This window comes from Chloroflexota bacterium, assembly GCA_014360805.1.
Taxonomy (GTDB): Bacteria; Chloroflexota; Anaerolineae; order DTLA01; family DTLA01; genus DTLA01.
In genome coordinates this window covers 1-12005 of sequence record JACIWU010000090.1, presented here as the reverse complement: position 1 = coordinate 12005, position 12005 = coordinate 1, and the positions used below count along the sequence as shown (strand labels likewise).

Sequence of the window (12005 nt, the reverse complement as noted above, 5' to 3'; positions counted from 1 at the left end):
CTGGCCTGGGCCGAGGCGTACATGCGGCTCCATCCCGAAGTGCGCATCTCAGTAACCGGCGGCGGCTCCGGCACCGGCATCGCCGCCCTCATCAACGGCACGGTGGACATCGCCAATGCCTCGCGGGAGATGAAGCCCGAAGAAATCGCGGAGGCCCAGAAGAACGGCTACACCCCCCACGAGCACATCGTCGCCTGGGACGCCATCGCCGTCGTCGTCCACCCGTCCAATCCTGTGAATGGGCTTACGCTGCGGCAAGTCTCCGACATCTACACCGGCAAGATCACCAACTGGCGGCAGGTCGGGGGCGAAGACCGACCCATCGTGCTCCTGTCGCGCGAGTCCAACTCGGGCACGTATGTCTATTTCCTGGAGCACGTCGTCCGTCTGGGAGACCCCAAGAGCGACGCGCTCTTCTCGCCCGACACCCTGCTGATGCCCTCGTCCGAAGGCATCAGCGCCGAGGTGCGCCAAAACCCCAACGCCATCGGCTACGACGGCCTGGGGTACGTAACGCCCGACCAGAAGACGCTGGCCATCGCGCGAGATGCCAACGGCCCCTTCGTCCTGCCGTCGGCCGAGACGGTCAACGACGGCACATATCCCATCGCGCGCCCCCTGTACATGTACACCGTGGGCGAGCCAAGCCCGCACGTCCGCGCGTATCTGGACTGGGTGCTGGGCGACGGGCAGCGGCTGGTCGCCGGCGTGGGGTTCGTGCCACTAAAGCAATCGCCAACGGGAGGCTCGGCTGCGCCATGAAACACACACCGCGCGTGCGCTGGGCGGAATTCGCCATTGAGTCGCTGATTCGGGTCATCGGCTTCTCCACCGTCGGGTTCGTCATCCTCATCTTCTTGTTCCTGCTCCGAGAAGGACTGCCCGCCTTCGCGCAGATAGACCTGGGCAACCTGTTCGGCACACGCTGGTACCCGACGTTTGGCCTGTTCGGGACGCTGCCGCTCATCCTGGGATCGGTGCTCATCACCATCAGCGCCATCGTCATCGCCCTGCCGCTGGGCGTGGCCGCGGCCGTGTTCATCCGCGAGGTGGCCCCGAACTGGGCGCGGGAAATCCTCAAACCCATGATAGAGGTGCTGGCGGGGATTCCGTCGGTGGTGCTGGGGTTCTTCGGCATGACGCTGGTGGCGCCCATCGTCCGCGAAACCTTCGGCGCGCCGACGGGGCTGGTGGCGTTCACCGGCGCGCTCATCCTGGCCTACATGTCACTGCCCACCATCATCAGCGTGGCCGAGGACGCGCTGGACGCCGTGCCCAAAATGTACCGCGACGCGGGCCTGGCCATGGGCGCGACGCAATGGCAGACCATCTGGCGCGTGGTGGTTCCGGCGGCTCGCTCGGGCATCGTTACCGCCGTCATGCTGGGCATGGGCCGCGCCATCGGCGAGACCATGGCCGTGATGATGGTTACCGGCAACGCGGCGCGCCTGCCCCTGGGACTGGACGCCCTGTTCCGGCCGGTGCGCACCATGACCGCCACCATCGCCGCGGAGATGGGCGAGGTGGCCCACGGGAGCGTGCATTACCATGTCCTCTTTGCCATCGGGATTATCCTGTTTGTCATCACGTTCCTCATCAACCTGGCGGCAGCCTCTACCATGTTCCGCAAACGGCGGCGAGGAGGGTTGCGATGAGGAACCGATTTGTCGCCCAGCGAGTGGGGTTTGCGCTGCTGACGTTGGCGGCGCTCGCCGTGGTCATTCCCATCCTGGCCGTCGTCGCGGTGATCGTCATCCGAGGGGCGGCGGCCATCAACTGGGAGTTCCTGACGGCCATGCCCCGCGACGGGATGCGGGCCGGCGGAATCTTCCCTGCCATCGTGGGCACCGTCGTGCTCACCCTCGGCACGGCCATCGTTGCCATTCCCCTGGGCGTGGGCGGCGCCATCTACCTGTCCGAATACGCCCGCGACACGTGGGTTACCCGCGCCATACGCTTGGCCATCATCAACCTGGCGGGCATCCCGTCGGTGGTGTACGGCCTGTTCGGGCTGGGGCTATTCGTGCTCCTGCTCGGATTCGGCACTTCCATCGTCGCCGGATCGCTGACGCTCTCCATCATGACCTTGCCCGTCATCATCAGCACCGCCGAAGAGGCGCTGCGGGCCGTCCCCACCGAGTTCCGCACCGTCAGCGCCAGTCTGGGCGGGACGCGGTGGCAGGCCATCCGCCACATCGTGCTGCCCCAGGCGCTGCCGGGCATCATCACGGGCGTCATCCTGGGGCTGCTGCGCGCCGCGGGCGAGACCGCGCCAATCCTGTTCACCGTGGCGGCATTCTACCTGCCGCGATTGCCGCGGTCGCCCCTGGATCAGACGATGGCCCTGCCCTACCATCTCTACGTCGTGAGCACCCAGGTTCCCGGCATGCCGCAGAAGATTCAATTCGGGACGGCGCTGGTGCTGCTGGGGCTTGTCCTGTCGCTGAACGTGGTCGCCACGATGATTCGCAGTTACTTCCGCCGTCGGCGGCAATGGTAGGTCGTCATCACCCGATGGAGCGTGCACGTGGCTGAAACGAAAATCCAGATTCAAGACGTGTCCTACGCCTACGGCGACCAGCAGGTGCTGCGCCACATCACGCTGGACGTGCCCGCGCGCGCGATTACCGTCTTCTTCGGCCCGGCGGGCGGCGGGAAGACCACGCTCCTGCGCCTGCTGAACCGCCTGAACGACCTGGTGGAGGACGGCCACATGTCGGGGCGCATCCTACTGGACGGGGAGGACATCTACGCGCCGGGGTTTGACGTGCCGAGCCTGCGGCGTCGCGTGGGCATGGTCTTCGCCCTGCCCCTGCCGCTGCCGGGCACCATCCGCGAGAACGTAACCTACGGGCCGCGCCTGGCGGGCCTTCGCGACCGCACGCGCCTGGACGAAATCGTGGAGCGCAGCCTGCGGCAGGCGGCCCTGTGGGATGAGGTCAAAGACCGCCTGGACAGCCCGGCCAATGCCCTGTCGGGCGGGCAGCAGCAGCGGCTGTGCATCGCCCGAAGCCTGGCGCTCGAGCCGGAGGTACTGCTCCTGGACGAGCCAACCTCCGGCCTGGACCCCATCTCCACGGCCAAGGTGGAGGAGTCGCTCCTCACCCTGAAGGAGCACTACACCGTCATCATCGTGCCGCATAGCGTGCAGCAAGCAAGCCGCATCGCCGACTACGCGGCTTTCTTCCTCATGGGCGAGTTGGTGGAGCACCACCCGGGCAAGAAGATCTTCACGGCCCCTACCGACAAACGAACGGAAGATTACGTTACCGGGCGATTTGGATAGCGCGCATGGACAAGATCAGGACCGAGCACCTGTACTTCTACTACGGCAAGAAGCAGGCCCTCTGGGACATCAACATCGCCATCCCGGAGCGGCAGATCACGGCGCTCATCGGCCCATCCGGCTGCGGGAAATCCACATTCCTGCGCTGCCTGAACCGCATGAACGACACCATCCCTCACACGCGCGCCGAGGGCAAAGTCCTCCTGGACGGGGAGGACATCTACAGCCCGAATACCAACGTGGTGGAACTTCGGCGCCGGGTGGGGATGGTCTTCCAGCGCCCCAATCCCTTCCCCGCGTCGGTCTTTGACAACGTGGCCTTTGGCCCCCGCGTGCTGGGCCTGTACGGACGGTCCGAACTCGCCGACATCGTGGAGGCAAGCCTGCGCAGCGCAGGACTCTGGGACGAGGTGAAGGACGACTTGAGGCAGGACGCGCTCTCCCTGTCCCTGGGCCAGCAGCAGCGGCTGTGCATCGCCAGGGTCGTCGCCGTCAAGCCCGAAGTGATCTTGATGGACGAGCCATGCTCGGCGCTGGACCCCATCGCCACCCTCAAGATAGAGGATTTGATGCGAACGCTCAGCAAGGAGTATACTATTGTCATCGTAACCCACAACATGCAGCAGGCGGCCCGCGCATCGGACTTCACCGCATTCATGCTCAGCGACGCGGAACGCACGGGCCAACTGATTGAGTTCGGGCCAACAGCCGAGGTGTTCACGCGCCCGCAGGACAAACGCACCGAGGACTACATCACCGGGCGCTTCGGCTAACGAAGGGGGTAGGAAGATGCGCAGGGCATTTGACGAAGACCTGGAAGCATTGCAGAACCAGATGCTGGAACTGGGCAGCATGGTCGCCGAGGCCCTGGCGCGCTCCGTGGACGCGCTCAAGCGCCAGGACATGGAGGCGTCGCGCCAGGTCATCCGCAACGACCCAAACATCAACGAGAAGCGTTTCGCCATTGAGGCCGACTGCCTGCGGCTGATCGCAACCCAGCAGCCCATGGCGCGGGACCTCCGCTCCATCGCCGCCGTGCTGGAAATCATCACCGACCTGGAGCGGTGCGCCGACTACGCCGCCGGCATCGCCAAGATTGCGCTCATGATCGGGAAGGAGCCGTTCATCAAGCCCCTCATTGACATCCCGCGCATGCTGGAGAAGGACCTCTCCATGCTGGATCGCGCCCTCAAAGCGTTCGTGGAACGGGACGTGGAAGGGGCGCGCCGCATCGCCGCAGAGGACGACGAGGTGGATGCGCTCTACGACCAGGTCAACAACGAGTTGATCACGTTCATGCTTCGGGATCCGCGCACGATCCAACAGGCCACGCGCCTGCTGTGGGTGGCCCACAACCTGGAACGCTTCGCCGACCGCGTTACCAACATCTGCGAGCGCGTGGTGTTCACCGTAACGGGCGAAATGCGCGAGATGAACATCCAGGAACCCGAAGTGGAGCCCCAATAGAGGGCCGCGCCCAGAAGCGAGATGAAACGCGCGCTGGCCCTCGCGGCAATCCTGGCGCTGGCGCTCGCCGTCGGAGCGCCGGCCACCACGCAGCCGCCCGACCCCCGCATCCGCTGGGTAAACGGGCTGCACGACCCAACCGCGGGCGTCCGTGAAGGCCCGCCCTCCCGCCCTTCGCCCGACATCCCGCCGGCCGAACTGGGCGACGTGCCCTCGTTCTTCGGCCGATACCCCTCGTCGGCGGAGGTACGCGCATTCCTGGAGGGTCTAGCGCAGGAGTATCCGGACCTGGCGACCGTGGAAACCGCAGGGACTTCATGGCAGGGCCGCCCCATCCTCGCCATCCGCCTGGGAAACCGGCAGACCGGCGACCCCGACGCGCGCCCCGCGCTGTACCTGGACGGCCAGCACCACGCCCGCGAGCCTATCTCCGGCCTCTGCGTGCTGTACACGGTGTGGTGGTTGCTCGCGGAGTACGGCCACGCCCCCCTCGCCACCCACCTGCTGGACACGCGCACGCTGTACGCCATCCCCTCGGTCAACCCCGACGGGAACGACATCTGGTTCGCCGACAACTTCGCCCAGCGACGGAATGCGAATCCCGCGTGCTGCGACGATGACGGCGACGGCCTGATAGACGAGGACCCGCCCAACGCCATCGGCTGGGGCGCGTTCCATGCGTACCTCTACATCTTTGACCCCGCGTGGCTGGCCGCCCACCCCGACAACCCGTTCGTGGACAACTGGCACGCCTACGTGCGCGGGGTTGCGGATATGGGCTTCGTGGACGCCCAGGGGCAGCCCATCCCACAGATAGACGATGATGGCGACAGCGCCCGACGCGGCGTGAACGAGGATCCCATCGGCGGGGTGGACCCGAACCGCAACTACGACGTGCACTGGAACCTGGGGCCTTCCTACGTGTGGAGCGACACGTACCGCGGGCCTGCCGTCTGGTCCGAACCCGAGGTGCAGGCCGTGCGCGACTGGGTGCTGGCCCACCCCAACATCGGCGGCGCGGCGACGCTGCATTCGGGGGCAGACCTGCTGCTTCATCCGTGGGGCTGGTCTACGAGCGATCACCTGCCCGACGGCCAGGTGTACGAGCACATCGGGCGCAAGGCGTCGCAACTGACCGAGTGCTGTGGGTTCTTGGGCGCGCCCCACACGTGGACCGCGCGAGGGTTGTACGTCGTAAGCGGCAGCGCGATGGATTGGCTCTACCTGCGGGGCATCTACGCCTTCTCGCCCGAAGTCTATGCCGCAAGCGAAATCGCCTACGCCACGCCCTACACCGCGCCAGGGGTAGAGAACGCGTACCTGGCCTACACCAGCCTGGGCGTGATGTTCAACCCGCCGGAAGGCCGTATTGCCCAGGTGTGCGAGCGGTGGCGGCGGTTTCTGGTGTACCTGTTGGCCGCGCTGCCCGCGCCGGTGTTCCACGATGTCGCCGTGGAGGATGGTCGCCTGGTGGTGCGCGCCGCCAACGATGGGGGAATCGCGGCAGACCTGACCCTGGAAGCCGAAACGGATGACGGCCTGAAGTTCCAGGCCGAGGCGGGCAGCCTGCGGGGAAGGTCATTCGCCTGGCCTCTGCACCTGGCGCCTCTGGTGGGCCACACGCTGACGCTCACCGCCACCGCCACGCTGCAGATCGCCGGGCAGTCGCGCGCCCTCCCCGCGACGACCCTGCGCGTGCTCGTGGGCGACGACGGCGCAGACGTGCTGGATGGGCGACTGTCGCCCTTCGTGTCGCTGGGCGGGTTCTTCGGCGAGGATGGCTGGGACGCCGACCCGCGCCGCTGGGAGAGGGACTATCATCTGGGGCCGGCCATCGGGTACCCACTGCTGTTCCCCGCGTTTCTGCGGTGAGCCGGCCGCCGCAGGAGACCCCACAACAAGCGCCGCCTATACCACCCGCACCATGACCTCGCGGGATGCGAAGTTCTCCTCGGGCTTGTCGGAGCCAGGCGGAGGCAGCAGCCGCACGCGCACGCGCACGAAAACATCCCCTCGCCGTCCCACAGGCACAATCTGATGGAATTGCCTGCGCCCCTTGTTGGTGATGACGCTGGTCTGGTTCGCGTGCTCGCGGCCCTGCGCGTCCGACTCGGTGTCGTAGGAAACCCACGTCTGGTATTCCTGCTCGGGCCCCACGTTGACGCGCCAACGCACGTGGATGGGGCGAGGGTACAGCACTTCCTCGGGCAAGTCCAGGATCTCTATCCAGCCCACCACCGTGTGATACGCGCGAAACCACTTGACCAGTTGCTCATGCCGGCGGGTCGCCTCTTGCGCCTCGCGCCGCTCGTTGAGTTGGTCTATGTACCGGAAAATCGTCTGCTGGATGTCCTGGGGGTTGGGCACTTCCAGGAACACGACCGCCTGGGTCCGCCCCGCCGTCTCCACCGTAACGTCGCCGAAGCCGAGAAGCCCGCCCCAGAACCCCTGCTGATAGCGCACGTTCTGCACCTGATCCAGGCGGGCCTCCGTGCGCTGATCGTACAGGAGCGGGAACCTGATCTGGTCAATGATGCGGTCGTGGGTCAGGATATAGATATCGTTGCGCCAGTCTATGGTGTTGAACACGAACCACAAAGCGACAAAGAACAGCCAGATAAAGTAGACAACCGATACCGCCCTCGCGAAGGAAGGAGCCAGATTCGCGACGAGTATGGCGAGGATCGCACTGACCACAAGCGCTAGGGCTAGCGAAGCCATGAGGATGCGCACGACGCCCGTCGCTCGCTGGATCACACCCTGGCGTTGCGCGAGTGGAGACTCGCCCAACTGCGGCGCACCAAGGGTAACCGACCACGCCCTGAGACCCAAAACGACACTGCCCGCGCCGAGCGCTATCTGAACCCAGCGCCCGCTGGTTGAGCCGCCGACAGCCCATGCTGCCAGGAGCACCACGATCCCAACGAATGGCAGAGCGGCAGTCCGAATGAGCACAATCGGGTGCCGGTGCCAGACCCGGGGCTTGGGCAAAGGCGGAGCGGACGGCGCGGCCATCACGGCGTCCTCCCGGCTCCAGGCTCCACAAGACGCTGGGCCAACATGCGCCGCACCTGCTCCTCATCCATGAGCGCGCGTTCGCGCTTGGACTCGTCCGCCGCCCTCAGAATCCGCTGCGAGATGCCCGGAGCGTCCCTCACGTTATCCATCGCGAACGCCTGCCCCACGCTCGCGGTTTCCACCTTCACCGTGCCCAGGCCCACCCACTTCTGGAGCAAGGCCGACCGGTACGAGGCGTTCTGCACCTTGGGCAGTTGCACCTCATTTCGGGCGCGCCAGATGATGCCTTCTCGGCGTATCAACCGGCGATTGGTGAGGACGTAGATTCGGAAGAACCACCGGAGCAGGATCACAGAAATCCACGCGAGCACGGCCAAGGAGGCGGGCAACAGAACGGCAAACAGCACCTTCTCCAGCGGCGTGCTCCTGCGAAAGGCGAAGGCAAAGCCGACCACCAAACCCACAGCGACCAGCAGTGGCAGCAGCAACTGCAGGAACAACACCAGGCGCGAGTCCCGCCAAACGCTTATGAACCGCTCGCCGGGTTCCAATTTGATCTCGTGGCGGGCGAACCAGTCCACCGCCTGGGCATCCGTCACGTCGGCTTGGCTCGCTCCAACCTGCTGGCGAGAGACCTCCTCCATCGCCGCGCCCTCCTCATGCGCCGTGGCCTATTATACCACAACCCGCGCGCTACAACAGGTCCTTGACGCGCTCCGCGAGTTCGCGCGTCATCCCCGGCACGGCGGCCAGTTCCTCCACGCTGGCGCGGCGGATGCCGTCCAGCGAGCCGAAGCGCGTCAGCAGGGCCTTCCTGCGCCGCGGGCCGATGCCGGGAATCTGGTCCAGCGACGACGCCAACCCCGTGCGCTGGCGGATGGTGCGATGATAGGCCACGGCGAAGCGATGCGCCTCGTCGCGCAGGCGCTGCAACAGGAACGACGCCTGCGAATCCGCCGGCAGGGGAAGCGGGTCGGGGCGGTCGGGCACGAAGACCTCCTCGCGCTCCTTCGCCAGGGCGGCCAGCGCGATGTCGCCGACGCCGAGTTCCTCCATCACGCGCCGCGCCGCGTTCAGTTGCCCCTTGCCGCCGTCCACCACGATCAGGTCCGGCTTCAGGGCGAAGGAATCGGGTCTCGCCCCGGGCAGGCGCGGCTCCTTGCTTTCTGCCGACTTCAGCCGCAGCAGCCGACGGCGCAGAACCTCGGTCATCATGGCGAAATCGTCCGCGCCCTCCACCGTCTTGATGCGGAAGCGACGGTAGTCGCTCTTCCTGGGGATGCCCTTCACGAAGACCACCATGCTGCCCGTGGCCGACGCGCCCTGGATGTTGGAGATATCGTAGCACTCCATGCGCGTGGGCGGCTCGGGCAGCCCCAGCGCCTGCTGCAACTCCGCCAGCGCCGCCGCCCATTTCGCCTCGTCGGCCTGCCACTGGGCGCGCAGGTGGGCCAGCGTCTCGGCGGCGTTTCGCGACGCCATCTCCACCAGCGCCTTCTGCTCGCCCCGACGCGGAACCCGAACCGCCACCCTGTGCCCTCGCTTCTGTCGGAGCCAGGATTCCACCACCAGCCGCTCGTCCAACTCATCGGGGAGCACAATCTGCGGCGGGACGTAGGCCGCCTCGTCGTAGAACTGCTTGACGAACGAGCCGAGGATGTGCGAGGGATGGTCATCCTCCACGCCGTCCAGCAGAAAACTCTCGCGCCCGATGAGTTTGCCGTCGCGGATGAAGAAAACCTGCACGCACGTGTCGCCGTCCGCGCGCGCGAAGGCGATGATGTCCTCGTCGGCGCGGGCGCGGGTAACCACGCGCTGGCGCTCCACCACCCGCTGCACCGCCGCGATCTGGTCGCGGATGAACGCGGCCCGCTCGTAGTCCAGACGCTCGGCAGCGGCCTTCATCTGCGCGCGCAATTGCTCCTGAACCCGCTCCGTCTTGCCCTCAAGGAAAAGGCAAATCTGGTGGATCGTGGCCCGATAGTCCTCCTGCGAGATGGCGCCGATACACGGGCCGGAGCACCGCTTGATGTGATAGTACAGGCAGGCGCGGCTGTCCTTGCCCGTGATCTCGCGGGTGCACGTCAGATACGGGAAGATACGCCGCAGCAGGTCCAGCGTCTGGCGGACGGCGCCCACGTCGGCGAAGGGGCCGTAGTACCGCGCACCGTCCTGGCGCATCTCGCGGGTTACCTCCACGCGGGGGAAGGGGTCCTGCCAGTGAATCTTGATGTACGGGTAGCGCTTGTCGTCCTTCAGCCGCACGTTGAAGCGCGGGCGGTGCTCCTTGATGAGATTGCATTCCAGGACCAGGGCTTCCAGTTCCGTCGCCGTAACGATGAACTCCAGGTCCGCCACCTCGGACACCAGGCGCCGAATCTTGGACGACGCCTGGGCCGACTCCTGGAAATACGAGCGCACGCGGCTGCGGAGGTTCACGGCCTTGCCCACGTAGATGACCCGCCGCTCCGCGTTCCGCATGATATAGACGCCCGGCGCAGTAGGCAGGGCGTCCAGTTTGGCGCGAAAGGCTTCCGCGATCATGCGTTCCCAGGCGACCCCATTCCGTTGACTCGGCGCTGTTTTCGGCGACGCACCCACCAGTAGAAGCCGAGAATCAGCAACAGAAACAGGACAAACGTGATGACCGGCACAAGGATCGCCATGATGGAAGTGCCCGCCGAAACCACGTCCTCGGTAACACTGACCACCGGGTTCAGCACGCCCCCGCCCATGGTGGTGATCACAGGCCGCGAGGTCGCCTTCACGGCGTGCACCCCGCCCGCCACGATGAGGCCACACACGACAGCCACCACCGGGTGAATGTCGGTGATGACGCGCGTGCTGGCGGCGAACAGGATCGCGCCCGCCGCAGGCCGCACCACGGTCTGGATGATGTCGTTGGCGGTATCCACTGCGGGAATCTTGTCCACGAAAATCTCCACCGTGAGCAGCACCAACAGGACGCCGATGGCCCACCAACTGGTCAGGGCGTCAAACGGGGGGCTGAGATGAATCCAATCGGTGAAACGCCCCGCCAGCGCCACGATGAGCAGCGGCAGGTAGGCATTCAGCCCCGCCGCGCCCGCCAGGCCAAACCCTGTCAGAAGACCCGTCGCCCAGTCCATACCTCAACCTCCCTACGATATTCTCCCCCACATATCAGGGCGATCCCACCGCAGCACGCTCCAGCGTCGCCCGCGCGACGCGGATGAGGAGTAACTCGCCCGAGGCGAGAAGGGATCCCGCCGCGAGCGCCGGCAGCACGTCCCGAAACACCGATGCCCGCTCCTCCCTGCGAGCCAGCACAACCCACAGCGCCATGTTGATGCCGGTGAACATGAGCGCCATGCCGGCCAGGCTCAACAGCGACACCAGCGGCAATAGCCACCCAACGCCGCTCACGATGGGCAAACCGGCCCACACCGCGACCGCCAGCCCGATGACCTCACGGCCGCGGCGCAGGATGGGCGAATCGGCCCAGTCCCGCCACAGGACGGCGTTCAGCAGCGGGTATCCGAACCCCACCATCGCCATGCCGCTGAAGACACCCGTCGCGTAGCGTAGCGCGTTGGCGGGCGGGTACAACCGCATCCGTCCGCCCGTCAGTTGATCCGCCAGCGAGTTGCCACCGTCCAGCACCATGAGCGCCAGGCCCGCCGCCAGGAGAATCGCCACCACCCTGGGCGGCCAGGCCCCCGCCTTGGCGCGGCCCGTCGCCCACGCGAAGGCCAGCACCGCCAGCGCCCCGAAGTAGGTCCCCGTGCATCGCGCGCACAGCGGGAACGCCGCGCCGCCGACGGCAAACGAGTGCTCGGGCCACTGGTGGCAGACCGAGTAGCCGACAGCCCTTGCCGCCGCCAGCGTGGCATGGGGGAACACGAACGCCAGCGCGATGAGCAAGGCCGCTACCCCGACGCCGATTCGCTTTCCCATGCTCGCTCCCATCCGGACTCAACGTGGAATATTATACTCCGGTCTGCCTCTTGGCGCGAGTTGGAGAGGGGGATTCGGGTCCACAGTCCGTTGGCGCTGACTGCTCATGGGAGGGCACGCAGAGCGCCGAAGGTTCTCGCGTGGGTACACCTCACCCCCGGCCTGCAGCCCCCTGGCCGCGGGCGCAACGTGCGATGCGCCTCCGAGGTGCGTCGCACGTGTCGGCCTCCCCTTCGCCGTGGGCAGGGATGTGGAGCAAATTGGCAATTTGCTCCACGCGGGTGGGGCCGCATCGCCG

The 12005-nt window shown here is 66.4% G+C and carries 12 protein-coding genes; 7 read left to right on the top strand and 5 right to left on the bottom strand.

Annotated elements, in window-relative coordinates; translation table 11 throughout:
* The 7 genes from H5T65_12345 to H5T65_12315 form a co-directional block, all read left to right on the top strand.
* Positions 1–762 (top strand): phosphate ABC transporter substrate-binding protein (locus H5T65_12345; GenBank protein ID MBC7260026.1); only part of this gene is annotated, 762 nt, incomplete at its 5' end.
* The gene (gene pstC, locus H5T65_12340; protein MBC7260025.1) at positions 759–1655 is read left to right on the top strand and encodes a phosphate ABC transporter permease subunit PstC; all 897 of its coding nucleotides are present in this window, start codon (positions 759–761) and stop codon (positions 1653–1655) included. The genes H5T65_12345 and pstC, both read left to right, overlap by 4 nt.
* Positions 1652–2500, top strand: a complete 849-nt coding sequence (gene pstA, locus H5T65_12335; GenBank protein ID MBC7260024.1) for a phosphate ABC transporter permease PstA — start codon at positions 1652–1654, stop codon at positions 2498–2500. Before pstC ends, pstA begins: the two co-directional genes overlap by 4 nt.
* Before the next feature lie 27 nt (positions 2501–2527).
* Entirely contained in the window at positions 2528–3286 is a 759-nt protein-coding gene (locus H5T65_12330; GenBank protein ID MBC7260023.1) for a phosphate ABC transporter ATP-binding protein, read from the top strand.
* A 5-nt stretch (positions 3287–3291) separates the two neighbouring features.
* The gene (gene pstB, locus H5T65_12325; protein MBC7260022.1) at positions 3292–4059 is read left to right on the top strand and encodes a phosphate ABC transporter ATP-binding protein; all 768 of its coding nucleotides are present in this window, start codon (positions 3292–3294) and stop codon (positions 4057–4059) included.
* Positions 4060–4075: 16 nt separating this feature from the next.
* The gene (phoU, locus tag H5T65_12320; GenBank protein ID MBC7260021.1) at positions 4076–4753 is read left to right on the top strand and encodes a phosphate signaling complex protein PhoU; all 678 of its coding nucleotides are present in this window, start codon (positions 4076–4078) and stop codon (positions 4751–4753) included.
* Between the two features lie 21 nt (positions 4754–4774).
* Entirely contained in the window at positions 4775–6625 is a 1851-nt protein-coding gene (locus H5T65_12315; GenBank protein MBC7260020.1) for a hypothetical protein, read from the top strand.
* Positions 6626–6661: 36 nt separating this feature from the next.
* On the opposite strand, the gene H5T65_12310 is transcribed toward H5T65_12315, so the two are convergent.
* From H5T65_12310 to H5T65_12290, 5 genes are all read right to left on the bottom strand, one after another.
* Positions 6662–7510 (bottom strand): PH domain-containing protein, encoded by an 849-nt coding sequence (locus H5T65_12310; GenBank protein MBC7260019.1) that lies wholly within the window; start codon positions 7508–7510, stop codon positions 6662–6664.
* Between the two features lie 257 nt (positions 7511–7767).
* Positions 7768–8415, bottom strand: a complete 648-nt coding sequence (locus H5T65_12305; protein MBC7260018.1) for a PH domain-containing protein — start codon at positions 8413–8415, stop codon at positions 7768–7770.
* A 49-nt stretch (positions 8416–8464) separates the two neighbouring features.
* Positions 8465–10315: an excinuclease ABC subunit UvrC gene (uvrC, locus tag H5T65_12300; protein ID MBC7260017.1), complete on the bottom strand. Its 1851-nt coding sequence runs from the start codon at positions 10313–10315 to the stop codon at positions 8465–8467.
* Positions 10312–10899: a DUF4126 domain-containing protein gene (locus H5T65_12295; GenBank protein ID MBC7260016.1), complete on the bottom strand. Its 588-nt coding sequence runs from the start codon at positions 10897–10899 to the stop codon at positions 10312–10314. The genes uvrC and H5T65_12295 overlap by 4 nt, the downstream gene beginning before the upstream one ends.
* 34 nt (positions 10900–10933) lie before the next feature.
* Positions 10934–11707 carry a DUF2085 domain-containing protein gene (locus H5T65_12290; protein ID MBC7260015.1) on the bottom strand — a complete coding sequence of 258 codons (774 nt, stop codon included), beginning with the start codon at positions 11705–11707 and terminating at the stop codon, positions 10934–10936.
* Positions 11708–12005 lie beyond the last annotated feature (298 nt).

What these genes read in the sequence shown, in the direction of transcription:
- phoU (MBC7260021.1), top strand. Translation starts at nt 4,076, where the DNA reads ATGCGCAGGGCATTTGACGAAGACCTGGAAGCATTGCAGAACCAGATG.
- pstB (MBC7260022.1), top strand. Translation starts at nt 3,292, where the DNA reads ATGGACAAGATCAGGACCGAGCACCTGTACTTCTACTACGGCAAGAAG.
- H5T65_12315 (MBC7260020.1), top strand. Translation starts at nt 4,775, where the DNA reads ATGAAACGCGCGCTGGCCCTCGCGGCAATCCTGGCGCTGGCGCTCGCC.
- H5T65_12290 (MBC7260015.1), bottom strand. Translation starts at nt 11,707, where the DNA reads ATGGGAAAGCGAATCGGCGTCGGGGTAGCGGCCTTGCTCATCGCGCTG.
- pstC (MBC7260025.1), top strand. Translation starts at nt 759, where the DNA reads ATGAAACACACACCGCGCGTGCGCTGGGCGGAATTCGCCATTGAGTCG.
- H5T65_12305 (MBC7260018.1), bottom strand. Translation starts at nt 8,415, where the DNA reads ATGGAGGAGGTCTCTCGCCAGCAGGTTGGAGCGAGCCAAGCCGACGTG.
- pstA (MBC7260024.1), top strand. Translation starts at nt 1,652, where the DNA reads ATGAGGAACCGATTTGTCGCCCAGCGAGTGGGGTTTGCGCTGCTGACG.
- H5T65_12295 (MBC7260016.1), bottom strand. Translation starts at nt 10,899, where the DNA reads ATGGACTGGGCGACGGGTCTTCTGACAGGGTTTGGCCTGGCGGGCGCG.
- uvrC (MBC7260017.1), bottom strand. Translation starts at nt 10,315, where the DNA reads ATGATCGCGGAAGCCTTTCGCGCCAAACTGGACGCCCTGCCTACTGCG.